We start from the raw sequence: 26,629 nt of genomic DNA, 5'->3' as shown, positions 1-26,629 counted from the left end.
ACCTCGTGGAAAAACGGCCCATGGAACGGTCCCCGGACGCCGTCAGGGGCGGCGGGCCGCGACCAGCTGATTGACGCGCCCGCGCAGGTTCTTGCCGGACAGCGGCTTGTACACGATGTCGTCCGCGCCCACCAGCTTGGCGTGGTCGCGCGTCTGGTCGTCGTCGAAGCCGGTCAGCAGCAGCACCGGCGTGTCGCGCAGCCGCTTGACCCGCTTGACCCGCGAGCAGATCTCGAAGCCGTCCATGTGCGGCATCTTGATGTCCAGCAGCATGGCGTCGGGGGTGTGGTCCCGCAGGTAGTCCAGCGCCGCCTTGCCGTCGGGCACCGCCACGATCTCGTGTCCATCGGCGGACAGAATGACTTCCAGCATGGTGCGGATGGCTGGCTCATCGTCGGCGACGAGGATCGTATACGGCATATGCCGAGCATGATAGTGCAGGCCGCACGAAAAAAAGAGTGTCGAACGGGTTTTGGTCTCCCGGCTCAAGGAGACGGACAGCCGCAATTGCCGCTCGCCTCACCGCGCCGCACAGGGGCCGGCTGATAGGGTCTGTGGTTGGTATGACGGCCCTGACGACAGCTTCCCCCACCCCCACCACGCCCACCACCGGCGAGCGCGTGCTGTGCGCCATGTCCGGCGGCGTGGACAGCAGCGTGACGGCGGCGCTGCTCAAGGACGCCGGCTTTTATGTGGTGGGCGCGATGATGCGCTTCTGGCCCGACGACAAGCGCACCGATACCTTCGACAGCTGCTGCTCGCCCGACGCCGCCTACGAGGCCCGCCGCGTGGCCGAGCAGGTGGGCGTGCCGTTCTACCTGCTGGACTACCGCGAACAGTTCCAGCGCCATATCGTTGGCCCCTTTCTGGAGGAGTACGCGCAGGGACGCACGCCCAATCCCTGCGTGAACTGCAACACCAAGGTCAAGTTCGACGAACTGGTGAAGAAGGCCAAGATGCTGGGCTGCCGCTACGTGGCGACGGGACATTACGTCAAGCGCGTGGACACCGCCGACGGCGGCGTGGAGTTCTGGCGGGGCGACGATCCGCGCAAGGACCAGACCTATTTCCTGTGGGGCACGCCCAGAGACGCGCTGCCGTACATCCTGTTCCCGGTGGGCGAGCTGGAAAAGCCCCGCGTGCGCGAGATCGCCGAGGAACGCGGCCTGCTGACCGCCCGCAAGCCTGAGAGCCAGAACATCTGCTTTGTGCCGGGCAAGGTTCAGGATTTCGTGGCCGAACATCTGCCGCAGGCCACTGGATTTATCCGTGAAATCGCCACCGGAGAGATCGTGGGCGATCACCTGGGCACGCAGTTCTACACGCTGGGCCAGAAGCGCGGCATGGGGCTGTACCAGTCGCACAAGGTGCGTCACATCGTGCATCTGGACCCGGCCACCAACACCGTCTGGGTGGGCGATTACGAGGACTGCCTGTGGGGTGACCTGAAGGCGTCGGGCGCCAACTACCTGTGTGAGCTGGCGGAGTTGCCGCGCGAGGTGGAGGTGCAGGTGCGCTACCGCACGAAGCCGGTGCGCGCCACCGTGCTGCACGCCGACGAGAACGGCTTCGAGTTGCAGTTCCACGAGCCGCAGTTCGCCGTCGCCCCCGGCCAGAGCGCTGTGCTGTACAGCGGCCCGCGCCTGCTGGGCGGCGGCTTGATCAATGACCATGCGCGGGACCTGCCAGCGACAGTGCAGTCCTCAAACGGTTGAATGGGCGCTTAACTGAGGTAACGCCTACCCCTGGGATCAACTGATCGCATCGGCGACGTCTCTCGTCGCCGCTTGATGGAATTCTTAGAGCAGCACCAATGCCTATCAACTGTGGGGGGATGAACAGGTGAATCGAAAGAGCGAGGAGTGGACAGGCCCAAGCGCACATGAGTGCGTGGCTTCCGGGCCAGCTGCAGAAACCGGCCTGGAAGCAGATGGCTTGCCGCGAGAGAACCTTGACCACCGCACTGAGGCACAGCGCGGAGCCACGGCGGCGATGACGGTCAGACCGCTCAGGTCCACGCCCGACACCCGCAAGCAGCTGGCCGAACTGCTGGTGCACACCGTGGTTGGGGGCGGCTCGGTGGGGTTCATGCACCCGCTGACCTCCGAAGCGGCGGCCACGTTCTGGGACGGGGCATTGGCCGCTGCCGAACGCGACGAGCGCATCATTCTGGGCGGCTGGGACGGCCCCCAGCTACTCGGCACCGTGACGCTGGTCCTGAACATGCCGCCCAACCAGCCCCACCGCGCCGAAATTGCCAAGATGATGACCCACCCCGGGTGGCGCGGCGTGGGCGTGGCGACGGCGCTGCTGCGGGCAGCCGAGGCGCTGGCCGTGCAGCGCGGACGCACCCTGCTGGTGCTGGACACCGCTTCAGACGGCGGGGCAGCGGGCCTGTACGAGCGCGCGGGCTACACGTTTGCCGGAGAAGTGCCCGATTACGCTCTTAAACCACACGGCGGGCTGACTGGAACCCGCCTGTACTGGAAACGCATCTGACCATTGAAACGTGGGACCTGAAGGCGCCTGCTCTCCCCTACCACTGGTCGTCGTCCCGCACCTCGCCCTTGCCCTCGCGCCGCGCCTTGCGGCGGGCCTCCTTGCCCTGCTTGCGTTTGGGGCGGGGCGGCAGGGTGACCTCGTACACGCGTGACGGATCGCAGGGGGCCGGGTACTCGCCCAGCGACTCCCCCGGATCGGCCATTCGCAGGTTTCCGGCGATGTGCAGATGGCGCTCGCCGCAGTACGGGCAATCGTCCACCACCCAGAACATGACGCGGGTGCCAGGCATATCGCGCAGCGACGCGAAGGCCAGCCGGGGAGTCGTGCGGTCTTTCTTGCCCATACCGGCAAGGCTAGCGCGGGTACGGGCCGCGTTCTGTAGCGCCTCTCAGCCTTGGGTGGTGCAACGCTGGAACCACTCAGCATTTTTGTGGATGACGCAGAAGCGGTTGCCGTCGGGATCGGCCAGCACCACGTAATCGGCGTCCGGCTCGTAGGGCCAGTCCACCCGCGCTGCGCCCAGCCCCAGCAGCCGCGTCACCTCCACTCCCTGGTCCTCGGCGTACAGGTCCAGATGGTGCCGCCGGGCCACTGGCGACGTGACGAGTTTGAGGGCCAGTTGGACGCCGGAACCCCCGCGCGGAATCAGCACCACCCAATCCTCGTCCGGGGTCTCACGCGGCAGATAGTCCAGCGCTGCCGTCCAGAACGCCGTGGCCCGCGCCATGTCGCGCACGCCCCAGACGATGGACCCGATTTCGAGCATGGGCCAGTGTAGAGGCTCAGCGGTCTGGTCTGCGCGCCGTGACCAGCATGTACCGGATGTCGGTCTCGGCCTCGAAGCCCGAGGTGCGGTAGAGGGCCACCGTTGCGGCCAGATAGTCGCCCTGCACGCGCACTTCCGCCAGTTCGTAATGGAAGACGCAGCGGCGGCTGGCCGGCACGCGGCTGTCCTCCTGCATGGTAGTCGTGACCTCGGTGCCGGGCCGGGGGCTGGACGTCACCGTCAGCATCAGCCCACGCGAGTATCCGGAATATTCTCCAGCGGGCACGCAGTTCCTGTCCGGTCCAAAGGGCAGTTGCGCCAGCCGGAACAGCCACAGCTTGCCGCCAAATTCCACCGGGTAGCTCTGCGCAGCCGGCATGTTCGGGCGGCCCGGCACCGACGCGGGAAACACGTCCGGGCTGCTGGGTTTTGCCCGCAGATCAGGAGGAGTGCGTTTCCAGACCACCGTGCCGGGGCGCGTGTCGCTGATGCCCAGACGCTTCAGGGTGGGCGCGGCCTGGTTGTGGACCTGCTGCATGTTGACCAGCGCGGCCCGACTCATGCCAGTGTCCTCGTCCGTTCGTTTGTCGAAGCGCTCCACCAATGTATTCCTGGCGCTGTCCACCACCCAGAGTTCGGTGTACGCAAAACCGCTGCCGTCCTGAATCCCGTGCTGGAGCAGGGCCGCGTAGCGTCCGTCAGGCGAGAAGCCGGCGAACTCCGGCGTGGCCCGGTCTGCGGCAGCGTGGCCCAGCGCGGCGCACAGCAGCAGGGCCAGACAACGTTTCATCTCAGCGCACCTCGATCCCCACACTAAACAGCGTGGGGTTGGGACTGGCCTTCTCGCTGGAATAGCGAATCTCGTAGCTGCCCGGCGCCGTGGGCATTTTCAGCGTGCCAGGGTTGCCCGCCCTGGTGTAAAAGTAGGTGGTGTATTTCCCGATAGGCGCACCCTTTTCCACCACGGTCACGTAATCGCCGGGGTTGTTGGGCCCGGTCCACTTGATCTCAATGGTGCTGCCCGGTTTGGCGGTGGTGGGGGCGCTCAGACCATATTTGGGGGCCGTCAGGGTGATGGGAACGCTGGCCAGCGTGGGGTTGGGGCTGGCCTTCTCGCTGGAATAGCGCAGCTCGTATTCGCCCGCGTTCAGCGGCACGATCAGTTTGCCGGGGTTGCCCGCCTTGGTATAGAAGTAAGTGGTGTATTTCCCGATAGGCGCACCCTTTTCCACCACGGTCACGTAGTCGCCGGGATTGTTCGGCCCGGTCCACCTGACCTCGACCTGGCTGCCTGCCAGGACAGCTTTGGGCGCCGACAGGCCGTAGGTCGGCGGCGTCAACGTGATCGGCGCGCTGGCGAGCGTCGGGTTGGGGCTGGCCTTCTCGCTGGAGTAGCGAAGTTCATATTCGCCGGGATCCAGCGGCACGGTCAGCTTGCCAGGGTTGCCGTCTTTGGTATAGAAGTAGTCCTTGTACTGTCCGACCGGGGTTCCCTTGGGCACCACGGTCACGTAATCGCCGGGATTGTTCGGCCCGGTCCACTTGACCTCAACCACGCTGCCCGCCCCCGCCGTTTTGGGACTGGACACGGCGTACCTGCCCGCCTGGGTGGTGGCGGTGGCCCGGCTCAGGGCGGCGCCGAGTTCCGCGCCGCTACGGGTGTTCTCGAACGTGCCGAAGCCCTCAAAACTCTTGCGCGCCTTCTCGTTCAGGTCAATGCCGATGATGCGGATGTCCACCTCGATGCCCAGTTTCTTGAACATCGCCGCCGCGTCGTTCAGCTTGCCGCCGCAGGATTCCTCACCGTCCGTGACCAGCACAATCACCTTGCGGCTGCTGTCCTTCGGAAAGTCGTTCGCCGCCTGGATCAGCGAGTAGACAATCGGCGTGGCCCCCTTGGGCGTGGCGCCGCTGACCTGTGTTTGCAGGGCCGCCTTATCGAAGCCCTTCATCGGCGTAACCAGCACGGAATCCTCGCACTGGGGGCCAGTCTTCAGCCCGCCGCCGTAGATCCGCATGCCCACGTTCAGGCCGGCATCGGCGTTCAGCCCTCCCAGAAACTGGGTCAGGGTGGCCTTGGCCGAGGCGATGCGGGTCTGCCCATCGGGCAGCTTCCCCAGCATGCTGCCGGAGGCATCCAGAATCAGCTGGACGTTCGTGGTGGCCTGCGCGCCGGCCACGCCAGCAACGAGACCAGCGCCCAGGGCCAGCGTCACGGAAAGACGGCGAAGTGAAATGGAGTGCGGCATGGTGACCTCCTGGGGAGACGGACGTCAAGCGTCCAGGAACCGGAAAACTCGCGGGGCAGCGGGGCAGCGGCAGCTGAATGCCGGGCCTGTGGGCGTTGACGCGCTGCGGGGACGGCGGCACGGGTCAGAACAGCGGAAGGGTCTGCAGCACGGGAACACTCTGGAGAACACAGGCGGTGCGGTCTGGGCCAGGCGAACGGCGGTGCTTGGGCTGACTAGGGGGCAGGCCTCTGACCATAAGAGGCAACTAAGAGGACGTTAAGGGCCATGATAGCCCGCCCCCGCACAATCGTCCAATTCTGGCGCACCGGCCTGCCGGACGCTCTCGCCCGCCAGACGCTCTAGAGTGTGGCCTGATGTCGGCTTCTCTCCGGCCCCAGGACGGGGCGACTTGACCGCCCCGCACCCGCCAGCGGACCCGGACCCCCAGCTGGAGCGGGGGCGCAAGCTGCTGCACCTGTACCGCCGGGGCGTGGGCGGCGAGCGCACCAACGCCGGACGGTTGCTGCTGACCCACCTCAAAACCCATGACCTGACGCTGTATGACCTGGACGCCAGCCTGCCGGTCTCGCAGGAGCTTTCAGACCTGGACCGCTGGCGCGAGAGCGCGGCGCTGCTGGCTCGGATCGGTCAGCCCGGGCAGGACGACGTGCTGACCCGGCTGGTGGACGCCACGGACCTGACTGAAGACGAACTGGCCCGGCTGCTGAAGGCCGTGGACACCGAAACGCTGGTGGACGTGCGCGCCGACGGCTGGGCCTACACTCACGGCGGCGACGCCGACGACTACCGCCGGGCGGCCCGGCAGGTCACGCCCGCCGCGCTGCTGGCGGGCCGGGGCTCGCTGGCGGACCGTCTGCTGGCCGCCACCTTGCACCGTCACCACCTGCTGACCCATCCCGAACGCACCATCCGCGCCGCGGACGAACTGCAAAAGCGCGTGCTGCTGGGCCTGATCTTCGGCCTGACCGGCCACCGCGCCGAGGCCACCGCCGACGGCGTGCGCGCCCACCTGAACGCCGATCAGCTGGCCCGTGTGCGCGCGCTGCTGGCCGGGCAGGGCGAGCGCCTGAAAGCCGAGGCCCTGCGCCGCGCCGAGGACCTGGCGGCGGAGGTGGGACGCGGGGGGTAGCCTGCCCTTGTTCTGGCGCTCCCCAGCGAAACGTCTCCTCGAAGCGCCTTGCCCGCAACCAGCGCCCCCAAGAGGGAGCCAGGAGGCGCAGACACCCGCTCTCCCTCGCCTCCCTTTTCAGGGGACGGACGTGTAAAGCTGCCAGGCAGCAGGGCCAATCTCTGGCCGCCCGCAACATCCTCTCCCCTCTTTCCCGCGCCTTCCGGAGCCCTCCCCATGAATGTCCTGTTCACCAAAAACTTCAGTGTCACCGCCGCCCAGCTTCACGCCCTGAAAGGCACGCGTTACGCGGTCTGGGCCAGCCACACCGATCCCGGCCACGGCATGCTGGCAGCGGCGGACCACACCTTTCTGGAGCCGCGCGGCCTGCTGGGCGACGACTACGCGGCGTGGCTGCTGGACGCCTGTGTGCGGCACGGCATTGGGCTGGTGGTTCCCGGCAAGGAGCGCGAGCGGCTGGCGGGCTGGCAGGGGCGCTTCGCGGAGGCGGGAGTCACCCTGATCACGCCCACCACGGAGGCCGTCCAGCGTCACCTGGAACGCAAGGACGAGTTTCTGCGGGGCTGGGACACGGACATCCTGCCGATTCCGCGTTGGGCCACCTTCGACAGCCTCGCCAGTTTCGATGAGGCGGCGGCGACGTTGCGACAGCCGGGCGTGCGCCTGTGCGTCAAGCCCGCGCGCGGCATCTACGCCAGCGGCTTCCGGGTGCTGATGGACACGCCGGACCTGAAATCCTTCCTGGGGGGCGAGCTGTACCAGATGAGCCACGCGGCGGCGCGGGAACTGTTCGCGGCAGGAGAGCTGCCCACCATGCTGCTGATGCACACGCTGGAGGGGGCCGAGCGCAGCGTGGACTGCGTGGCGTGGCAGGGCGAGTTGCTGCGCGCGGTGGTCAGGCGCAAGGGCGGGGAGGGCCAGCAGATCGAGGACCGCCCCGATCTGGTCGAGGCCGCCCGCCGGATCAGCGCCCACTACGGCCTCAGCGGCATCTTCAACTTCCAGACCAAGGACGGGCCGGATCGGGAGGGGCGCAACCGCACCCCCAACATGCTGGAAATCAACGCCCGCGCCTCCGGGGGCCTGCGCTACAGCCTGGCGGCGGGGGTCAATTTTCCGCTGCTGCTGCTGGACGCCGCCACGGGCGTGCTGGACCGCGCCGCCCTTCCCCCCGTTCAGACCGGCCTGCGCGTCGCCGAGGACAAGGTGGCCCGCATCGTTCGGGAACAGGAGGCGGCGGTTTGACCCTCGTCCCGGCCCTCACCGAACACACCGTCGACCTGCCCAGCGGAACCCTGGACCTGTGGCTGGAAACCCCACATCCGCCGCTGGACTCGCTGCTGGACTACGCGGTGCGGCAAAATCCCCGGCGAGGGTTTCTGTTTGTCAGCCGGGTGCTGGGCAAGCACCTTCCGGTGTCCCCGGCAGTCGCGGCGCGGACCTACACGGCACTGGCGGCGGCGCTGCCTCCCCTGACCGCTCCGCATTTCATCGGACTGGCGGAAACGGCCACCGCGCTGGGCGAGGGGGTCTGCCGCGCGTGGCGCGAGCAGCACCCGGAGCGGCCCGCCACCTTTCAGCACACCACGCGCTACCAGACCCGGCACCCGCTGCTGCTGCGCTTCGACGAGCCGCACTCGCACGCCCCGGCCCACCTGCTGTATGACCCCGGCCCGGCGGCCCGCGCCGCCACTGATCTGGTGCTGGTGGACGATGAACTGTCCACCGGCACCACGCTGGAAAATCTGGCCCGCGAGTGGCGCCGCCTGCACCCGCACCTGCGCCGCGTGATGCTGGTCAGCCTGACCGACTGGTGCCCGCGCCGCGCCGCGCTGGAGGCCGCGCTGGAGCTGCCCGTGACCTTCGTGAGCCTGACGCGCGGAGGCTACCGCTTCACGCCCGCGCCCGACTGGCAGCCGCCGACGTTGCCTGCCGTCACCGGAAACGGGGCCGACAAGTCGGAGCTGTTGCCTGCCCGGGGGCCACGCTACGGGCAGGCGGTGGACCTGAGCTGGCCTGACCTCCAGCTCTCCCCCGAAGACCGCGTGCTGGTGCTGGGCACGGGCGAGTATCAGTTCCCGGCGTTCGCGCTGGCCCGTCAGCTGGAGCCGATGGTGGCCGCCTGCGCCTTCTCGGCCACCACGCGCAGCCCGGTGCTGGAGGGGCGGGCGATGGCCCGCAAATTCAGCTTCACCGACAACGTGGGCGACGGCATCCCCAACTACCTGTACAACGTGGGCCCGGACCTCTACACCCGCATTCTGGTCACGTATGAGGGGCGTTGCCTGCCCGATCCAGCGTTGATGGCGCTGCTGGGCGACAAGGCGCAGGCGATCTGCCTCAGCCCTCTGGACCCACAGTGATCGTTGCCTTCACCGATCTGGACGACACGCTGTTCCAGACCCTCCGCAAGTTGCCGCCGGGGATGCAGGGCCTGACCCCCGCCACCCTGGGCCGCAATGGGCAGCCGCATTCTTTCTGCACGCCCGCGCAGGCGGCGCTGCTGGCCCACTTCGAGGCCAGCGGCATCACGGTCATCCCGGTCACAGGCCGCGACCCGGCGGCGATGGCGCGCGTCACCCTGCCTTTCACCTCCTGGCGCGTGCTGGACCACGGCCTGACGATTCTGAGACCAGATGGACAGGTCGATGCCGAGTGGCGTGACCGTGTGCTGGAGACCCTACATCCTTTGCAGGATGCCCTGGAAGAATGCACCGTCGCCGTCTCCGAGCGGGCCGCCGCTCTGGGCTGCCGCCTGAGCCGCCACACCGCCCACGACACTCCCTTCATGACGGTCCTCAAGCACCCGGACGCCGACGCTGGCCGCCTGGAACAGGTACAACTGGTGCTGGAGGCCCATCTGGCGACGCGAGGTTACGCCGATCTGCACGTCATCGCCAACGCCAACAATGTCAGCGTGCTGCCCCGGCACCTGGGCAAGGCTGAGGCGGTGCGCCACCTGCGCGAGCAGCATTTCCCGCAGGCTGCGCTGACCCTGGCCCTGGGCGACAGCCTAAGCGATCTGGCGTTCATGAACGCCTGCGACCTGGCACTCACGCCGCCGGGCGGTCAGCTCCTGCGAACGCTGACTGCGGCGAAGCTGCCCCAGCGCTAGCCGGGCGCACTCAGGCGAAGCGTTCCAGATCCGGGTGGTTCTTGAGCTGCTGCACCACGCGTTTGATGTCCTGGGTGCGGTCCTTGCGGACCACCAGCGTGACCTCGTTGGCGCGGACCACCACCACGTCGTCCAGCCCAATCGTGGCGATCAGGTCGTCGCCGTTGGTGGTGTACAGGATCGCGCCGCCGGTGTCCAGGCCCACATGGCGGCCGACCGCGACGTTCTCGCCCTCGCCCTTGAGCAGCCGCTCCAGCGCGTTCCAGTCGCCCAGGTCGTCCCAGCCGAATTCGGCGGGAATCACGCTGACGGCGTCCGACTTTTCCAGAATCGCGTAGTCGATGCTGATCTTGGGCAGCGTGGGGAAGGTCTCGCGCAGCGCGCGGTGGGTCAGACCCTGGGCGTCGGCGTCCATCGCGTCGCTGAGCTGCGCGTACAGCTCCGGCTGGTGCTGGCGGAAGGCGTCCAGAATGGCCGAGACCTTCCACACGAACATGCCGCTGTTCCAGGTGTAGCCGCCGTGGTCCAGAAAGCCCTGGGCGGTCTCGGAATCGGGCTTCTCGGTAAAGCGGGTGACGGTGTGGGCGGTGAATTCCTCCCCCTCGCCCATCGTCTCGCCACACTGGATGTAGCCGTAGCCGGTGGCCGGAAAGGTCGGGGTGATGCCGATGGTCACCAGTCGGGCGCTGCTCGCAGCCAGCGCGATGGCCTGCCGCACCACCCGCCCGAAAGTCTGCGGGTCCGTGACGCGGTGGTCGGCGGGAAACACGCCCATCACCGCTCCCGGCTGGGTGCGCGCGATCCGCAGCGCCGCGTACAGCACGGCGGGGGCGGTGTCGCGGGCGGCGGGTTCCACCAGCAGGTTTTCCAGCGGCATGTCGGGCAGCTGCTCCAGCACCTGCGAGCGGTAATCGTTGCCGGTCACCACCATCAGGTCCTCGGGTTCGCCGCACAGCGTCACCAGCCGGTCACTGGTGGCCTGCAGCAGGCTGCGCCCCGAGTCGTCCAGGGTCAGAAACTGCTTGGGGCGGTGGCGGCGCGACAGCGGCCAGAAGCGTTCGCCGCTGCCGCCCGCCAGAATCACCGGAATGAACGGCGTGGCCGCTCCGGGGGACGTCAGGTCTGGATTGGGCTGGGCGGTCTGCATGGCCGGACTCTACCGCGCCGCCCGCGCCGACGGGCACGTCACGGCTTCTGGGCGGGCAGGGCCAGCCACCCTCCACACCGCGCCCAACGCCGTTCCGGCCCGGCAGTGGGACAGGACCACCCCTCAAGACTTAAGGACAGCTCAGCCTCCGCATGAGCAATCCCAACGGACGGTCAGCGAGAAAACCAGCGCCCAGCCCCTAGACTGCCCCACATGAAGGCCATCATCCCCGCTGCCGGACTGGGCACCCGCCTGCGCCCCCTGACGTTTACCCGCCCCAAACCCGTGCTGCGGGTGGCCGGGCAGCCGATCATCTGGCACGCCATCCAGACCCTGATGGCGGCGGGCATTCACGACATCGGGATCGTCGTTTCCGACATCACGCGCGGGGAAATCCAGCATGCGGTGGGGGCCATAGATGGAGCGAACGTCACGCTGATCAACCAGCACGAGCAGCTGGGGCTGGGCCACGCCGTGCTGACTGCCCGCGAGTGGGTGGGCGACTCGGAGTTCTGCGTCTACCTGGGAGACAATCTCTTCGAGTTCGGCGCCAAACCCTTCGTGGAGCGGTTTATGCAGGAGAAACCGGCGGCCCTGATCGCCCTGGTGGAGGTCGAGGACCCCACCGCCTTCGGCGTGGCCGAACTGGACGGCGGGGACCGCATCACCCGGCTGGTGGAAAAGCCCAGGGTGCCGCCCAGCAATCTGGCGGTGGCCGGGCTGTACTGCTTCACGCCGCAGATCTTCGACGTGCTGGAACACATGTCGCCCTCGGCGCGCGGCGAGTACGAGATCACCGACGGCATTCAGGGCTTGATCGACGGCGGCCAGCCGGTGCTGGGCCAGCGGGTCCAGGGCTGGTGGAAGGACACCGGACGTCCAGACGATCTGCTGGACGCCAACCGCCTGCTGCTGGAAGGCCTTGAAACCGATATTCAGGGCACGGTCGAGAAGTCGCGCATCTCCGGCCGGGTGGTCATCCCCGCCTCGGCGCGGGTCACGGGCAGCCAGATCGTGGGGCCGGTGATGCTGGCCGAGAACGTGGTGATCGAGTACGCCTACATCGGTCCCTTTACCAGCATCGGGCACGGCAGCGTGATCCGCAACGCGGAAGTCGAACACAGCGTGGTGGACGCCGAGGCCGTGATCGAGAACACCTACCGCCGCCTGCAGGACTGCCTGATCGGCGTGCGGGCCCAGGTGCGCGGGGGCCGCGAGATGCCGCGTACCCTCAAGATGATCATCTCGGACGCCAGCATTATCGAACTGGTGTGAGCCGTCTCGAACGGCTGCCCGAAGATCTGGTGGCCCCTGTCGATGACGGGGCCTGTGACCATCTGCCGGGGCTGAGGCTGCCCGCTCTGGCTCTGCCCGCCACGACAGGTCCGTCTGTCGATCTCTCCAGCCTGCCCGGCCTGACCGTGCTGTACGCCTACCCGCGCACAGGGCAGCCGGACCAGCCCCTGCCCACGGACTGGGACGTGATTCCAGGCGCCCGAGGCTGCACGCCGCAATCCTGCGCCTTCCGCGATCATCATGCGGAATTGGCAGCGGCTGGGGCGCGCGTCTTTGGCCTCAGCACGCAGGACACGGCCTACCAGACCGAGGCGGCGGGGCGGCTGCACCTTCCTTTCCCGCTGCTCTCGGACGCCGAAGGGGGGTTGGCGCGTGCGCTGAATCTCCCGACCTTTCAGGTGGACGGGATGACGCTGCTGCGGCGCGTCACGCTGATCCTCCACGACGGCGTGATCCAGAAGGTCTTTTACCCCGTCTTTCCGCCGGACCAGAACGCCGCGCAGGTCCTGGCGTGGCTGGCGGAAAACAACTTCGCCGCCGCCATTTCGTAAGCCGCTTGGCCTAGCGCCTACCGTGCGTGGAACGCGGTTGGCTGCCCCTATGCGCCCTATCATTGGGCGATGAGCGATTCTCCCCTGATTCACCTGGGTTCTCTGATGCGGTCCTCCGAGGACGCGCACGCCGAGGGCCAGCTTGACCGGCTGAACTACGAGCAGGGCGGCCAGCCCCAGACCCTGACGTTTCCCGAACCCGCCCCCTACGAGATCAGCGTCAACCCGCTGAGCGGCAACGAGATGTACCTGCAAGGCAGCTTTGAACCCACCGTCATGATGGACTGCGCCCGCTGCCTGCGCGACGTGGAGGTGCCGCTGTCGCTGACGCTGGGTACCCTGATGCGCTACGAGCCCTCGGCCGACGCGCCGTATCTGGAGGAGGCCGAGACCGGCGAGGAGGTGCTGGTTTTCGGCGATCCCACCCTGGACCTCAGCGGCTACCTGGCCGAGATGACCCTGATGGCCGCGCCCCTGAGCGTGCTGCATGACCCGGAATGCAAGGGGCTATGCCAGGTCTGCGGCCACGACCTGAACGACGGTCCCTGCGAACACATGGCGGCGGTGCCGGTAGAGGAAATCGACGACGATCTGGGCGTGCCCCACGGCAGCGGCCACGCCAAGCAGAACCCCTTCGCGGGCCTGCGGGACCTGAACCTGCCGGAAGAATGAGCGGGGCCGACACGCCCGAACTCACCCACTTCCGGGACGGCCTGCCGCGCATGGTGGACGTCACGGACAAGGCCGCCACCACCCGCACCGCCACCGCCGAGGCCTGGGTGCGCCTGCCGCCCGAGGCCCGCGCAGCGCTGGAGGCCGGGACCAACCCCAAGGGCGATCCGCTGACGGTGGCGCGGCTGGCCGGGCTGGCGGGCAGCAAGCGCACGGCAGACCTGATCCTGCTGTGCCACCCAATTCCGGTGACCGGCGCGGACGTGCAGGTCACGCTGGAAGCCGCGGGCGTGCGCATCACCGCCACGGTGCGCACCACCGCCCCCACCGGGGTGGAGATGGAAGCCCTGACCGCCGCCAGCGTCGCCGCCCTGAACGTGTACGACATGCTCAAGGCCGCCAGCAAGGCGCTGGAGATCACGGGGGTGCGCCTGCTGAGCAAGACCGGGGGCAAGAGCGGCGACTACCGCGCCACCGGGTTGGAGTCTTCCGGCGCAGACGGCTGAACGGGCGATCCGTCTTTTGAGGGACGACTCTTCCCGGCGATTGCCCTAGACAGCCGCCGGGAACTTCTGGGAATCCTCTATCGTAGGGGAACAGTATGGGGATGGAACGACACCACCGGGAGAGGCAGCCAGAGCATGGCCTGCCCGACTGGCTGGATCTGCTCCATCGCGACGCCGAGGGTGAGCTGACGCCTGCCGAACTGGACGCGCTGCGTTCGTTGCCCGATCAGGCTGAGGTGCTGCGCTGGCGGCGGCGGCTGGCGGCCACCACCGCCCAACTCAGCGCCCTGCCGCCGCCCGGTCTGCCCGGCAGTTGCGCGCAGGCTGTGGCCGCCGAGGTGGCCTGGAGCGTGCGTCTGAATGCGGCCCGCCCAGAGCTGCCGCGCTCGCTGGCCGGGGCCGTGACTTCCGAGATTGCCGCTGCCATTCAGCTGCAATCGCACCCTGTTCCGTCCCTGCCCCACAGCCTCGCGGCGGGTGTGGTGGGCGACATCCGGACGGCGCGGCAACTGACCCCACCGCCCATTCCGTCCAGCGTGGCCGCCGCCGTCGCCTCCGACGTGGCCTGGGCCGGGCGCGTGGTCACGCCTGTGCCCGCGCTGCCGCGTTCGGTGGCGGGAGCGGTGGTGACCCGCATCACGCGGCCAGAAGCGGGAATCGCGCCGACACCGCCCCCGGCCCTCCCACCGGTTTCGCCTGCGGCGAGCGGCTTCCTATCCCCGCTCAAGCCCCGGCACAATCCGGCCCCGCTGGCGCTGGTGGTGGCGCTGATGGCCGGGCTGACCCTGCTGGCCGTGACCACCGTGTGGCCTAACCTGGCCGCCGGGGCGCTAGTGCTGCGGACGCTGCTGGCCCAGGTGTCGCCGCTGGCCGGGGTGGGGCTGGCGCTGCTGCTGCTGACCAGCGCCCTGGTCAGCTGGCGGCCCGGCCCGGCCATGCAGCGCTTCGGGGCCGGGGCCTTCGCCCTGAGCGCGGTGCTGACCCTGCCCGCACTGTACGGCGTGGCCGTTCACGGCGACGTGCGCTTCGGGCAGAACATCGTGGTCAGCGGGCCGGTGGACGGCAACGTGATCGCGGTGGGCGGGCATGTTCGCCTGGAAGCGGGCGCGCGGGTGCGGGGCGAGGTGGTCACGCTGCTGGGCGACGTGCGCCGCGAGCCTGGAGCGCAGGTCAGCGGGCGCGTGAATGCCCTGCTGGGCCACGCCCCCGGCGATCTGGACGCACTGGAAACGGCCCCGCCGCAGGGCATCGGGATTGCCACCGCCGCCGCCTTCAGGCCGCTGCTGGGGTGGCTGGGCAGCGCGGCGTGGCCGCAGATTTTCGTCACGCTGACCGGGGGCGCGCTGCTGCTGCTGTTCGTGGCGGGGCTGGCCCCCACGCTGGCCCGCCGCCAGCGCCACGCCCCCATGCGGACGCTGGCGCTGGGCGTGCTGGCGCTGACCGCGTTGGGTGGCCCGGCGCTGGCCCTGGCCCTGGCCGGGCTGCTGGGGCCGGCGCTGGTGGCCGCCGCGCTGGCCGTGGTGATCCTGGCCGTGGGCCTGAGCGTCAGCGCGTATGACCTGGGCCGCGCCCTGGCCCGCCGCCTGCGCCTGCCGGTGCCCGACGCGGTGGGGGCGCTGATGGGCCTCAGCGCCGTGGCCGCCAGCCTCAGCGAGCCGCCGCTGGCCTTTGGGCTGGCGCTGATCGGCGGGGCGTGGGGTGCGGGAACGCTGCTTTTGGCGCGGGGCGGGGTGCGGACGGCATAAGAGGGAACGCAGAAGTTCAAGACCTTCTGCTCCAGCCCTCCCACCCACAGGAAGAAGGCCAGAGAACCAAGTCTCCAGCCTTCTTCTTTCCATCCTCAATTAGTTCAGGATGCGTTTGAGGTGCAGGTAAATCTCGTACCAGTCGCCCTTGTCGCGCGGGCGCTTGCCACGCAGTTCGATGCGCGACAGCGTCTGCACCCAGTCGGGCGTGATCTGCGGTCCCAGCGTGGGATCGGCCACCAGATCGGCCAGTCCCTTGGGCATGGCCCCCTCGGTGGACGCGCCGTAGAACTCGACGCCCTCCAGCAGATCATGAACCGTGATGGCGTAGGACCCGGCCAGGGTCTGCAGGGTTTCCAGACTGGGATTGGTGCGGCCCCGCTCCAGATCGCTGAGGTACGGGACGCTGATCCCGGCGGTCTCGGCGACGTCCTTGAGCCGCAGCCCGCGTTCACTACGGAGTTCGCGGAGTCTTTCGTGTAATTTCATGTGTCACCTCCTTGGCTGCGGCTTGGCCTCACTGCCTCTGTCCTTTTGTGCGTGCTGAGCGCAGGAAAACAGGTGCGGCGTGCCGCCTGGGACTGCGCTTTGCCGGTGGACTCGGCCCCCGTCGGGGCGTTTGCCTGTGGGCAGAATCGGGCAGCCTTGGTTGGAGTGTAACACCCCGCATCAATACGGTCAATACAGAATACGGGGGAGAAAGTTCTTGCACAGCCGCCCGGCGCTCTGCTATAGTCGTAATCAGCAGGAGCTTTTCTCCAAAGTCGATTTTCCCCTCCATTCCCCTCGCGGCCCCCTCGGGCTGGAAGGAGTCCACAGGTATGCGCGCACTGGACACGATTGCCGAGAGTATCCGCGTGGGGTACGTTCATCCCACCACCGTCCTGAACACCCTGATCGAGGTCGAGAACGACGGCGGCCTGCTGGCCGTGCGCCGTGTGGAGCGTCAGTTGTGCCTGGGCACCCACGCCCTGCGCGAGCGCGGTCACCCCAACGTCGCCTTGGCCCAGAGCTGGCTGGGGGCCACCCGTGCCTATCTGGTCACGCAGGCACAGCGCAAACAGGCGGTCTGAAAGGAAGGGAGGAACGAGGCCCAGACATGAGGTTCCGGGCCGTTCCCTTTATTTCTAGCCCTCTGCCAGCCCGTAAATCTCGCCGTACTTCTTGTGCAGGTACGCCACATACGGATCGGCACTCAGCGGGCGTCCGGTGGCCTGTTCGGTGATCTGCGTGGGCGTCAGGCTGCGTCCGAACTGGTGAACGTTCTCGGTCAGCCACGCCAGCAGCGGCGCGTATTCGGCGTTCTGGATGCCCTGTGCAATGTTCGCGTCGGCCTGCGCCGCCTCCAGCAGTTGCACGCTCAGCAGGTTGCCCAGCGCGTAGGTGGGAAAGTACCCAATCAGCCCGGCAGACCAATGCACGTCCTGCAACACCCCCTGCGCGTCGTCGGGCGGCGTCAGGCCAAGATAGTCCCCCATCTTGGCATTCCACGCTTCGGGCAGCTCCGAAACTTTCAGGTTCCCCTCCAGCAGCGCCAGTTCCAATTCAAAGCGCAGCATGATGTGGAAGTTGTACGTCACCTCGTCGGCCTCCACCCGGATCAGGCTGGGATTGACGCGGTTGACGGCGCGGTACAGGGCAGGCGCGTCCAGTCCGGCGGTGACATCGGGGGCCACCTGCGCCAGTTGCGGGAAGTAGCGTTCCCAGAACGGGAGGCTGCGGCCCAGCAGGTTCTCGAACAGGCGGGACTGGCTTTCGTGGACACCCAGGCTCGCGCCGCCCGACACCGGGGTGCGCTCCCAGCGTTCGGCGACGCCGCGCTCGTACATGGCGTGGCCGGTCTCGTGCCACGTTCCGAACAGGCAGGCGGGCCAGTACGGCTCTACCCGCGTGGTGATCCGCAGGTCCGAGCGGCTGAAATTGGTCATGAACGGGTGCGCGCTCTCGTCCTGGCGGGCAAAGGAACTATCCAGCCCGAACGCCTCGCCCGCGATCTTCCACGCGAAGGCTTTCTGCGCCTCGGCGGGAAAGGGCCGCGTCAGCACGCCGTAATCCGCCGCGTCCTCTGCCGCCGCGATGCGCTTCAGGAGGGGCAGCGTGCGGTCCCGCAGGTCCGCGAAGATGGTTCTGACTGCCTCCGCCCGCATCCCCGGCTCGTAGTTGTCCAGCAGGGCGTCGTAGGGGTGTTCATCGTAGCCGCGCAGGTCGGCCTCGCGGCGGGCCAGGTCCATCATCCGGGTCAGGTGCGGGGCGAACGTGGCAAAGTCGCTGCCCCTGCGCGCGGCGAGCCAGGCGTGATGGGCCTCGTTCTGGGCGCGGGTCTGCTCTTCCACGAATTCGGTGGGCAGCCGGGTGGCCTTCTTGAAATCGCGCCGGGTCACGCGCACGATGGCCCGGTCGGTATCGTCCTGGGGCGCGGCGGCCTCCAGCAGCTCGCCGGTCTTGTCGTCGGTGAACATCGCGTGGGTCAGGCCTGCCAGGGTGGACAGTTGCAGGCCGCGCACGCGGGCGGCCTCGTCGGGCATGCTGGTTTCCTGCTCCCAGGACATCAGCGCTTCCGCCGCGTTCAGGTCTGAGACCTGCCCCAGTCGGCGGCGCAGTTCGGTCATGGATGGCTCGGTCATGGTGTCGGGGACGGAGGCAGGAGCGGACGGGGTGGTGGTCATGCCTGCAGGGTAGCGTCAGGCAGCGGGCGGCAGGCAATTTTTTCCCACTATGCGCCGTCCCAGCGCTTCACGTCCAGCACCCCGGCCTCCTGACCGATCACGATCACCGCGTCGCCGGGACGCAGAACGTCGTCGCTGTGGGCGGCCAGCTGCGTGACCTGCCCGGAAATGGTCACCGCCACCCGCCCCGGACGCCCCGGCGCGGGCGAGACCAGCACCTCGCCGGTGCGCCCTGCCAGCCGGCCCGCGCCGCCGCTGACCTCGCCGCGCGTGCGCGCCAGCCGGAACAGGTAGGCCGTGAAGCCGCCCACCGCCAGCCCGCAGACCAACGCCATCCCGAACTGCACGCGGCCCGCCACGTCGGCCACGCCGCCCAGCACCCCGGCCAGCCCGAAAAACGTGACGAAGCTGACCAGCGCCCGCAGCGTGAACCACGAGGCGACGTCGCCCGCACCCGCGTGGTCCGCGCCGGGGTGTTCTGCCGACAGGTCAGGCCCGCCCACGTCATGATCGGCCCCGCCCAGCAGTGACAGTCCGAACAGCACGCCGCCCACGATTAAACAGATCAAGTAGATGCCCACAACAGTTGCCCCCTCTGCCGCCGTGTACGCGGCGCGAGGGGGAAAAGTTGCCCGGGAGGCGCCTGGAACGGGCGGCCTTCAGACGGCAGGGTTCAGTTCTTGGCTGCCTGACTGGCCCAGCGCAGACGCCCCACCAGTTTCAGGGTCTGGCGGTGTTCCTCGGCCATCAGGGCGCGGGTCAGGCTCTCCGGGCAGACCTGCAGCGCCACCGGCTCCGGCTGGGCCAGCGGCAACGCAGGCCGGAAATCCTGGAGTTCGGGGCTGCCCAGCAGGGTCCTCTTCTGGAGGTTCCAGCGCCGGTCTGAATCGAAAGAACTGATCATGACGCACAGCCTAGACAATCGACTCGCACAGCGCTCTGACGCGCTCGGGTGGGGGTGCTGGCCACCCTTCAGGTTAAGAAGCAGGCGGATCAGGGCCGGGCGCAGGTGTCTGAACGGTCAACGCGCCCCCCTGGGCACGGGCGCTATGCTCCGGTGGACTGTTCCAGACCGCCCATTTCCACCCCCCCACCCTGACCCCCGGAGGTTTCCCCATGGCCACCCCACTGACCGAACTGCCCGCCTGGACGGCCCTGACCGAGCATCACCGGATGATGCGCGACACCCTGCTGGTGGACCTGTTCGCCAGCGACGCCCGGCGCGGCGAGCGCCTGAACGCCGAGGGCGCGGGCCTTTACCTGGACTACAGCAAGAACCGTGTGACGGACGAGACGCTGACGCTGCTGCTGAATCTGGCGCGCGAGACGGGCGTGGAGACCAAACGCGACGCCATGTTCGCTGGGGAGCACATCAACGTCACCGAGAACCGCGCTGTCCTGCACACCGCCCTGCGCCAGCCCCGCGGCGCGACGGTGACGGTGGATGGCCAGAACGTCGTGCCGGACGTGCATGAGGTGCTGGACCGCATGGCGACGTTTGCCGAGGCTGTGCGCGGCGGGCAGTGGGCCGGGTTTACGGGCAAACCGATTAAAAACATCGTCAACATCGGCATCGGCGGCAGCGACCTGGGGCCGGTGATGGCCTACGAGGCGCTGAAGCACTACGCCCAGCGGGACCTGACCGTGCGCTTCGTGTCCAACGTGGACGGCACCGATCTGGTGGAAAAAACCCGCGATCTGGACCCGGCCCAGACGCTGTTCATCGTGAGTTCCAAGACCTTCACCACACAGGAGACGATGGCGAACGCGGCCTCGGCCCGCGCGTGGTTGCTGTCGGCATTGGGGGACGAGGCCGCCGTGGCCCGCCATTTCGTCGCCGTGTCCACCAACGCCGAGGCGGTGCAGCGGTTCGGCATCGACACCGCCAACATGTTCGGCTTCTGGGACTGGGTGGGCGGGCGCTACAGCATGGACAGCGCCATCGGCCTGAGCGTGATGCTCGCCATCGGCCCGGACGGCTTCCGCGAACTGCTGGCTGGCTTCCACGACATGGACGAGCACTTCCGCACGGCGCCGCTGGAGGGCAACCTCCCGGTGCTGCTGGGGATGTTGGGGGTCTGGTACAACAACTTCTTCGACGCGCAGAGCCATGCCGTGCTGCCGTATGACCAGTACCTGCAATACTTCCCCGCCTACCTGCAACAGCTGGACATGGAAAGCAACGGCAAGCACATCACGCTGGACGGACAGGCGGTGGACTACCAGACCGGACCGATAATCTGGGGCCAGCCCGGAACCAACGGCCAGCACGCCTTCTACCAGCTGATCCACCAGGGGACCAAGCTGATTCCCTGCGACTTTATCGGCTTCTGCCAGACCCTCAACCCACTGCCCACGCCGGACGGCCCGCCCCACCACGACCTGCTGATGGCCAACGTGTTCGCACAGACCGAGGCGCTGGCTTTCGGCAAGTCGCTGGACGCCGTGCTGGCCGAGGGCGTGGACCCGGCCCTGGCCCCGCACCGCGTGTTCGACGGCAACCGGCCCACCAACACCATCCTGGCCGACCGACTGACGCCGCGCACGCTGGGCGCCCTGATCGCGCTGTACGAGCACAAGGTCTTCGTGCAGGGGGCCGTGTGGAACATCAATTCCTTTGACCAGTGGGGCGTGGAGCTGGGCAAGGTGCTGGCCGGGAAGATCGTGCCAGAGCTGAAAGCGGGCGCGGAGCCAGAGTTGGAACATGACTCTTCCACGAACGCCTTGATCCGGCGCTACCGGGAACGTCGGTAAACCTTCAGAGAGGGCACCGCACTTCAGACGGCCCCACGTCTGATCCTTCCCTGCACCTGCTGACCGAGGACGCCATGAAAATCAGAGGAAGCTACAGAAGCCCGTCCTGTGCGGTTCAAGGCCATAGACGCTCCTCGGCACGAGTACCTTGGGACGCCCTGACGCCGCCCCGCATGTCCATGCCGCTGTGCCCGACTGAAAGCGACGTGGTGTCGGCGTGGTGGCAAGAGAGGTGGCGTGAGCGCCGAACCTGACCTTGATCCCTGCCGTCTTTTGGAGGCGCTGCGGCTCAACTATGGGTTGAGTCTGGAAATCGCCACCTTTGTGCCAGACGGCACGGCCCCCGCTTACCGCGCCGAGGGGCAGGATGGGCGCTTCTTTGTCAAACTGCTGCCCCACACGCCGTATGGCCGGGCCGCCAGCACCCGACTCCGCGCCGAGATGCCGCTGCTGCGGGCGCTGCGTGAAGAACAGATTCTGCCCCAGGTTCCCCAGCCGCTGCGGGCGCTGGACGGAGCACAGCTGACCACCGTGGGGGACGCTGGCGTGGCCGTGTACGGCTGGATCGACGCCGTGAATCTCTCGTCTGCGTGGAGGGCGGCGCTGCCTGAACTTGCGCCACTGCTGGGCCGACTGCACGGGGGATCGCCGCAGCTGATGGGCCGTCTGGGCACGCTGCCCATGCCGCCGGAGGACTTCGGATTGCCCTTCACAGCGGAGTTGAGGGACGACCTGACGGCCCTGCAGGGGCTCACCCCGGATGCACGGCCCGCCTTACACGAGCTGCGAGCGTTGCTGACCCCTTATGACGCGCAGCTCCAGCACCTTCTGGCTCTTGCACTGAAGAGTCAGGAGGTCATTCGCTCTCGCCCGCAGGACCTCGTGGTCTGCCACACCGACGCGCACGGCGGCAACGTGATGCGGGACGCAGCAGGCGAGTTGTGGCTGGTGGACTGGGAAAGCGCGCGGCTGGCTCCTCCCGAACATGACCTGTGGATGCTTCACTCCCGGCTGCCCGAGGTCCTGCCCGCATACGAGGCGGCGCTGGGCTGCAGAATCCGGCTGGACGCGGAGGTGCTGGCCTTCTATTTCTACCGCCGTGTGCTGGAGGACCTGGCCGTCGACATGGCCGCGATGCGGCGCGGCAACACCCGGCCAGAGGATGACGCCGAGACCCTGCGGATCATCCGTGATTTCGTTCTGCCAGCCGCGTCGCGCGCCGAGGAGGAGTATCAGGCATTGATGGCCCGCCTCTGACGGAAGCAGCTCAATCGAACAATCCTGGCTGGCCCATCTGCTCTCCCACGCCGCACAGGCCCGCCGCCGTGATGCCGGCTAGCCGCACCCCCCGCCCGGACAGCAGTTCCAGCGTCAGCGGGTGCGCCGCGGCGCGGGCCAGTTCGGGGGCGAGGTGGACCGGGGCACTCAGCGTGACGCGGCGGGTGACGATGGCGCGGTCACTGAACTTGAGCTTTAACACCACGGTGCGCCCGGCCAGCCCGGCCCGCGCCAGCCGCCGCTCCACCGCCTCTGCCAGCACCGGCAGGCGCGTCCGCACCGCGTCCACGCTCCGCAGATCGTCGCCGTAGGTTTCCTCCGCGCCGATGCTCTTGTGCGGGCGGTCCGGGTCCACCGGGCGGTCATCGAGGCCGTGGGCGATGCGCCAGAAATGCTGGCCCTTCTTGCCGAACTGCGCCGAGAGCTGTTCGGGCGAGGCGGCGCGCAGGTCCGCCCCGGTGTGGATGCCCCGCGCGGCCAGTTTGGCGGCGGTGGCCGGGCCGATGCCGTGAAAGTCCCCCACCGGCAGCCCGGCCAGCAGACCGTCCACGTCGTGGGGCAGCAGCACGGTCAGGCCGTCGGGCTTGTTCATGCCGCTGGCGAGCTTGGCGAGGAACTTATTGACGCTGACCCCGGCGGTGGCCGTCAATCCCGTCTCGGCCCGGATATCGGCGCGAATAGCCGCCGCGATGCGGGTGGCGCTGGGGCCGCCGCGCATCGCTGCGGTCACGTCCAGATACGCCTCGTCCAGCGAGAGCGGCTCCACCAGCGCCGCGTAGCGGGCGAACACCGCGCGAATCTGGGTGCTGACCTCGCGGTACGCCTCGAAGCGGGGCGGCACCACCAGCAGGTCCGGGCAGCGTTCCAGCGCCCGGTACAGGGGCATGGCGCTGCGGACGCCGTAGGGCCGCGCCTCGTAGCTGGCGGTCAGGACCACGCTGCGCCGCCCGCCCCACGCCACCGCCAGCGGCCGCCCGCGCAGCCGCGCGTCGTCGCGCCGCTCCACCGACGCGTAGAAGGCGTCCATGTCCACATGAATGATCTTGCGCGGGGGGGACATGCGGGCAGTTTAGGGCGAGGTCGAAATGGAGTGTGGGTTAGCGAGGACCGAAAATTCGGTCAGCCCTTGACCCACTCCTGCAAACTCGTCACCGGCAATTCAGAACCCTTTGCCCCGGCGATGGCCTTCGCCGTCCATTCGGCGGCTTCCCGCGTACTCACGATGGGCACGCCCCGTTCCAGCGCCGTTCTCAGCAGGCGACTTTCGGTCACGTCGATCAGCAGATCAGGCAGTTTATCGCCGTCCTGTTCGCGAATGACGCTCAAACCTGCGCCTTCCAGCGTGGCGGCCACGTCGTCCAGCCCCTCGCCCAGCAGCAGGGCGGTGCCGCTCAGAGGCAGGTAGTTCTTGGCTCCGAGCTGCGCCCGGTAGAACGCCAGATACGGGTCACTGTCGATGCCCATGCTCTCGCCGGTGCTTTTCATCTCCGGCCCCAGCACCGGCAGCACGCCCGCGAATTTCAGGAAGGGCAGGTGAACTTCCTTCACGGAATACATGGCGGGCGTGGGCGTCTCGCTCAGGCCGATGTCGTCCAGCGTGTGGCCCACGGCGATGCGGGCGGCACTCTTGGCAAGCGGGTGGTTCACGGCCTTGCTCACAAACGGGACGGTGCGGCTGGCGCGTGGGTTGGCCTCCAGGATGTACGCCACGTCGTCCTTGACCGCCCACTGCACGTTCATCAACCCCTTGACGCCCAGTTCCAGCGCCAGCCGCTCGGTGTCGGCCTTGACGCGGGCCAGCAGTTCGGCGCTCAGGCTGACCGGGGGCAGCACGCAGGCGCTGTCACCGCTGTGAATGCCGGCGGCCTCCACATGCTCCATGATCCCGGCCACCACGGCGCGGGTGCCGTCGCACAGCGTGTCCACGTCCAGCTCCAGCGCCCCTTCCAGAAACTGATCCAGCAGGATGCTGGGCTGCCCTTCCACGGCGGCGTACACCTCGTCCAGATAGGTGGTCAGCTCGGTCATGCTGCGAACCGTCCGCATGGCGCGGCCCCCCAGCACGTAGGAGGGGCGGGCCATCAGGGGGAAGCCCAGTTGCTCGGCCAGGGCCTGAGCCTCGTTCGGCGTCGCGGCCACCAGCCCGCGCGGCTGCGGCAGGCCCAGACGTTCGCACAGCGCGTTGAAGGAGGCGCGGTCTTCGGCCTCGTCGATGGCGTCGGGACTGGTGCCGATGATGGGTGCGCCCGCCGCCTCCAGCCGCCGCGCCAGCTTGAGCGGCGTCTGCCCGCCCAGTTGTACGATCACGCCCACGGGCTGCTCGTGATCGACGATGTTCATCACGTCTTCAAAGGTCAGCGGCTCGAAGTACAGCCGGTCTGCCGTGTCGTAGTCGGTGCTGACCGTCTCCGGGTTGGAGTTGATCATGATCGTCTCGTACCCGGCCTCCTGCAAGGCCCAGACCGCGTGGACAGTGGCGTAGTCGAACTCCACCCCCTGCCCGATGCGGTTGGGGCCGCTGCCCAGGATGACCACCTTGGGCTTGTCGGTGGGCGTGACCTCGTCCTCCCACTCGTAGGTGCTGTAGTGGTACGGCGTGTGCGCCTCGAACTCGGCGGCGCAGGTGTCCACCGTCTTGTAGACCGGGGTGGCCTTCGCCTCTTTCCGCAGGGCGCGGACGTCCAATTCGCTCAGGCCCACGATCTCGCCGATGCGGGCGTCACTGAAGCCCAGCCGCTTGACCTCGCGCCAGTACTCGTACTTCCACTCCCGAATCGGTCCCAGCTCCAGAATCTCGCTCTCGGCAGCCACGATCTCGCGCAACTGGCCCAGGAACCACGGGTCAATCTTGGTGGCGTCGAACAACTGTTCCACCGTCTCGCCGCGCCGCAGCAGCTCGATCACCGCTTCCAGGCGGCGCGGGTTGGGGTACAGCAGGGCGCGCAACTCGTCGGGCGACATGGCGGCAAACGCGCCCCGCACGTCGCCCTCCACGCTTCGCAGGGCTTTTTGCAGCGACTCCTTGAAGGTGCGGCCAATCGCCATGACCTCGCCCACCGAGCGCATCTGCGTGCCCAGATGATCGGAGGTGCCGGGGAATTTCTCGAAGGCAAAGCGCGGAATCTTGGTGACCACGTAGTCGATGCTGGGTTCAAAGGCGGCAGGGGTGACGCGGGTGATGTCGTTGGGCAGTTCGTCCAGGGTGTAGCCCACCGCCAGCAGCGCGGCGATCTTGGCAATCGGGAAGCCGGTGGCCTTGCTCGCCAGCGCCGAGGAGCGGCTCACGCGCGGGTTCATCTCGATCACGATCACGCGCCCGTCCACCGGATTGACCGAGAACTGGATGTTGCTGCCGCCCGTCGCCACGCCGATCTCGCGGATGATGGCGAGGGACATGTCGCGCAGGCGCTGGTATTCCACGTCGCTGAGGGTCTGCGCCGGGGCCACGGTGATGCTGTCTCCCGTATGCACGCCCATCGGGTCAAAGTTCTCGATGCTGGTGATAATGATCACCGTGTCGGCGGTGTCGCGCATCACCTCCAGCTCGTATTCCTTCCAGCCCAGAATGCTCTCTTCCAGCAGCACCGATGTCACCGGGCTGTCGCGCAGGCCGCCCGCCGTGATGCTCAGGAATTCCTCGTAGGTGTGCGCGATGCCGCCCCCGGTGCCGCCCAGGGTGAACGAGGGCCGGATGACCACCGGCAACCCCAGTTCCTTCTGGTACTCGGTGGCCTCTTCCATGCTGTGAACCATCTTGCCGCGCGCCGTTTCCACGCCGATCTTCTTCATGGCGGCCTGGAACAGTTCGCGGTCCTCGCCCTTGTTGATGGCCTCCACCCCTGCGCCGATCAGCTCCACGCCGTACTGGGCCAGGGTGCCGCGCTCGTGCAGCTCCATTGCCAGGTTCAGCGCGGTCTGGCCGCCCAGGGTGGGCAGCAGGGCGTCGGGCCTTTCCTTGGCGATCACCTTTTCCACGAATTCAGGGGTCAGCGGCTCCAGGTACGTCGCGTCGGCCAGATCGGGATCGGTCATGATCGTGGCCGGGTTGCTGTTGACCAGCACCACGCGGTAGCCCTCGTTTTTCAGGGCTTTGAGCGCCTGCGTGCCCGAATAGTCGAACTCGGCCGCCTGCCCAATCTGGATGGGGCCGCTGCCGAGAATCAGGATCGTTTCAATATCAGTACGCTTGGGCATTCCAGGGATGGAGTATGTCACGCCTGCGGGTGAGGAATGGGGAACAGGGTTATGCA

General features: G+C 68.0%; 26 protein-coding genes. 14 read left to right on the top strand and 12 right to left on the bottom strand.

The window, feature by feature from the left end:
* Positions 1–42: 42 nt before the first annotated feature.
* Complete coding sequence (locus tag FHR04_RS03950; RefSeq protein ID WP_039682098.1) at positions 43–420, bottom strand: response regulator; 378 nt, start codon at positions 418–420, stop codon at positions 43–45.
* Positions 421–563: 143 nt separating this feature from the next.
* On the opposite strand from FHR04_RS03950, the gene mnmA reads away from it, so the two are divergent.
* Together mnmA and FHR04_RS03940 are read left to right on the top strand one after the other, a co-directional pair.
* Positions 564–1,715: a tRNA 2-thiouridine(34) synthase MnmA gene (gene mnmA, locus FHR04_RS03945; RefSeq protein ID WP_139400965.1), complete on the top strand. Its 1,152-nt coding sequence runs from the start codon at positions 564–566 to the stop codon at positions 1,713–1,715.
* A gap of 277 nt (positions 1,716–1,992) precedes the next feature.
* Complete coding sequence (locus FHR04_RS03940) at positions 1,993–2,499, top strand: GNAT family N-acetyltransferase (protein ID WP_139400963.1); 507 nt, start codon at positions 1,993–1,995, stop codon at positions 2,497–2,499.
* Between the two features lie 37 nt (positions 2,500–2,536).
* On the opposite strand, the gene FHR04_RS03935 is transcribed toward FHR04_RS03940, so the two are convergent.
* From FHR04_RS03935 to FHR04_RS03920, 4 genes are read right to left on the bottom strand one after another with little or no spacing between them, the layout of a single operon-like run.
* Positions 2,537–2,845 carry a hypothetical protein gene (locus tag FHR04_RS03935; protein ID WP_139400962.1) on the bottom strand — a complete coding sequence of 103 codons (309 nt, stop codon included), beginning with the start codon at positions 2,843–2,845 and terminating at the stop codon, positions 2,537–2,539.
* A gap of 45 nt (positions 2,846–2,890) precedes the next feature.
* The gene (locus tag FHR04_RS03930) at positions 2,891–3,268 is read right to left on the bottom strand and encodes a VOC family protein (protein ID WP_139400960.1); all 378 of its coding nucleotides are present in this window, start codon (positions 3,266–3,268) and stop codon (positions 2,891–2,893) included.
* A gap of 16 nt (positions 3,269–3,284) precedes the next feature.
* Positions 3,285–4,058: a DUF2259 domain-containing protein gene (locus FHR04_RS03925; protein WP_139400958.1), complete on the bottom strand. Its 774-nt coding sequence runs from the start codon at positions 4,056–4,058 to the stop codon at positions 3,285–3,287.
* 1 nt (position 4,059) lies between these two features.
* Complete coding sequence (locus FHR04_RS03920) at positions 4,060–5,517, bottom strand: vWA domain-containing protein (RefSeq protein ID WP_139400956.1); 1,458 nt, start codon at positions 5,515–5,517, stop codon at positions 4,060–4,062.
* A gap of 391 nt (positions 5,518–5,908) precedes the next feature.
* Between FHR04_RS03920 and FHR04_RS03915 the strand changes: the two genes are divergently transcribed.
* The 4 genes from FHR04_RS03915 (at position 5,909) to FHR04_RS03900 (ending at position 9,764) form a co-directional block, all read left to right on the top strand.
* Positions 5,909–6,649, top strand: coding sequence for a hypothetical protein (locus FHR04_RS03915; RefSeq protein ID WP_249038965.1), 741 nt, complete (start codon positions 5,909–5,911; stop codon positions 6,647–6,649).
* Positions 6,650–6,865: 216 nt separating this feature from the next.
* Positions 6,866–7,894, top strand: coding sequence for an ATP-grasp domain-containing protein (locus FHR04_RS03910; protein WP_139400954.1), 1,029 nt, complete (start codon positions 6,866–6,868; stop codon positions 7,892–7,894).
* Positions 7,891–9,012 carry a phosphoribosyltransferase domain-containing protein gene (locus tag FHR04_RS03905; protein WP_139400952.1) on the top strand — a complete coding sequence of 374 codons (1,122 nt, stop codon included), beginning with the start codon at positions 7,891–7,893 and terminating at the stop codon, positions 9,010–9,012. Before FHR04_RS03910 ends, FHR04_RS03905 begins: the two co-directional genes overlap by 4 nt.
* Entirely contained in the window at positions 9,009–9,764 is a 756-nt protein-coding gene (locus tag FHR04_RS03900; RefSeq protein ID WP_249038964.1) for an HAD-IIB family hydrolase, read from the top strand. The genes FHR04_RS03905 and FHR04_RS03900 overlap by 4 nt, the downstream gene beginning before the upstream one ends.
* A gap of 10 nt (positions 9,765–9,774) precedes the next feature.
* Here FHR04_RS03900 and FHR04_RS03895 read toward each other — a convergent pair whose 3' ends face one another.
* The gene (locus FHR04_RS03895) at positions 9,775–10,911 is read right to left on the bottom strand and encodes a mannose-1-phosphate guanylyltransferase (protein WP_139400950.1); all 1,137 of its coding nucleotides are present in this window, start codon (positions 10,909–10,911) and stop codon (positions 9,775–9,777) included.
* 213 nt (positions 10,912–11,124) lie between these two features.
* Between FHR04_RS03895 and FHR04_RS03890 the strand changes: the two genes are divergently transcribed.
* The 5 genes from FHR04_RS03890 (at position 11,125) to FHR04_RS03870 (ending at position 15,681) form a co-directional block, all read left to right on the top strand.
* Positions 11,125–12,186, top strand: coding sequence for a glucose-1-phosphate thymidylyltransferase (locus FHR04_RS03890; protein ID WP_039685282.1), 1,062 nt, complete (start codon positions 11,125–11,127; stop codon positions 12,184–12,186).
* Positions 12,183–12,758 carry a peroxiredoxin gene (locus tag FHR04_RS03885; RefSeq protein ID WP_139400948.1) on the top strand — a complete coding sequence of 192 codons (576 nt, stop codon included), beginning with the start codon at positions 12,183–12,185 and terminating at the stop codon, positions 12,756–12,758. Before FHR04_RS03890 ends, FHR04_RS03885 begins: the two co-directional genes overlap by 4 nt.
* A gap of 69 nt (positions 12,759–12,827) precedes the next feature.
* The gene (locus tag FHR04_RS03880) at positions 12,828–13,430 is read left to right on the top strand and encodes a DUF177 domain-containing protein (RefSeq protein WP_039685284.1); all 603 of its coding nucleotides are present in this window, start codon (positions 12,828–12,830) and stop codon (positions 13,428–13,430) included.
* A complete protein-coding gene (gene moaC, locus FHR04_RS03875; RefSeq protein WP_139400946.1) occupies positions 13,427–13,936 on the top strand; it encodes a cyclic pyranopterin monophosphate synthase MoaC in 510 nt (169 codons plus the stop codon). The genes FHR04_RS03880 and moaC overlap by 4 nt, the downstream gene beginning before the upstream one ends.
* Before the next feature lie 101 nt (positions 13,937–14,037).
* Positions 14,038–15,681, top strand: a complete 1,644-nt coding sequence (locus FHR04_RS03870; protein ID WP_311734700.1) for a bactofilin family protein — start codon at positions 14,038–14,040, stop codon at positions 15,679–15,681.
* Positions 15,682–15,780: 99 nt separating this feature from the next.
* Here the strand turns inward: FHR04_RS03870 and FHR04_RS03865 are convergent, their stop codons facing one another.
* On the bottom strand, positions 15,781–16,170 hold the full coding sequence (locus FHR04_RS03865; protein ID WP_039685287.1) for a helix-turn-helix domain-containing protein: 390 nt from the start codon (positions 16,168–16,170) through the stop codon (positions 15,781–15,783).
* 332 nt (positions 16,171–16,502) lie between these two features.
* Between FHR04_RS03865 and FHR04_RS03860 the strand changes: the two genes are divergently transcribed.
* Entirely contained in the window at positions 16,503–16,754 is a 252-nt protein-coding gene (locus tag FHR04_RS03860) for a hypothetical protein (RefSeq protein WP_039685289.1), read from the top strand.
* A 54-nt stretch (positions 16,755–16,808) separates the two neighbouring features.
* Here FHR04_RS03860 and FHR04_RS03855 read toward each other — a convergent pair whose 3' ends face one another.
* From FHR04_RS03855 to FHR04_RS03845, 3 genes are all read right to left on the bottom strand, one after another.
* A complete protein-coding gene (locus FHR04_RS03855; protein WP_249038963.1) occupies positions 16,809–18,347 on the bottom strand; it encodes a carboxypeptidase M32 in 1,539 nt (512 codons plus the stop codon).
* Between the two features lie 47 nt (positions 18,348–18,394).
* Positions 18,395–18,928 (bottom strand): hypothetical protein, encoded by a 534-nt coding sequence (locus tag FHR04_RS03850; RefSeq protein WP_139400942.1) that lies wholly within the window; start codon positions 18,926–18,928, stop codon positions 18,395–18,397.
* A 92-nt stretch (positions 18,929–19,020) separates the two neighbouring features.
* The gene (locus tag FHR04_RS03845) at positions 19,021–19,251 is read right to left on the bottom strand and encodes a hypothetical protein (protein WP_039685292.1); all 231 of its coding nucleotides are present in this window, start codon (positions 19,249–19,251) and stop codon (positions 19,021–19,023) included.
* Between the two features lie 212 nt (positions 19,252–19,463).
* Here FHR04_RS03845 and pgi point away from each other — a divergent pair, with 212 nt between their 5' ends.
* Together pgi and FHR04_RS03835 are read left to right on the top strand one after the other, a co-directional pair.
* Positions 19,464–21,101 (top strand): glucose-6-phosphate isomerase, encoded by a 1,638-nt coding sequence (gene pgi / locus FHR04_RS03840; RefSeq protein WP_139400941.1) that lies wholly within the window; start codon positions 19,464–19,466, stop codon positions 21,099–21,101.
* A 237-nt stretch (positions 21,102–21,338) separates the two neighbouring features.
* A complete protein-coding gene (locus FHR04_RS03835) occupies positions 21,339–22,358 on the top strand; it encodes a phosphotransferase (protein ID WP_170213844.1) in 1,020 nt (339 codons plus the stop codon).
* Between the two features lie 10 nt (positions 22,359–22,368).
* Here the strand turns inward: FHR04_RS03835 and dinB are convergent, their stop codons facing one another.
* The gene (gene dinB / locus FHR04_RS03830) at positions 22,369–23,439 is read right to left on the bottom strand and encodes a DNA polymerase IV (protein WP_139400937.1); all 1,071 of its coding nucleotides are present in this window, start codon (positions 23,437–23,439) and stop codon (positions 22,369–22,371) included.
* A 59-nt stretch (positions 23,440–23,498) separates the two neighbouring features.
* Complete coding sequence (gene carB, locus FHR04_RS03825) at positions 23,499–26,573, bottom strand: carbamoyl-phosphate synthase large subunit (RefSeq protein ID WP_139400935.1); 3,075 nt, start codon at positions 26,571–26,573, stop codon at positions 23,499–23,501.
* Positions 26,574–26,629: the final 56 nt, after the last annotated feature.

It is taken from the genome of Deinococcus radiopugnans ATCC 19172 (genome assembly GCF_006335125.1).
GTDB lineage: Bacteria > Deinococcota > Deinococci > Deinococcales > Deinococcaceae > Deinococcus > Deinococcus radiopugnans.
This window is presented reverse-complemented; position numbering and strand designations above follow the sequence as displayed.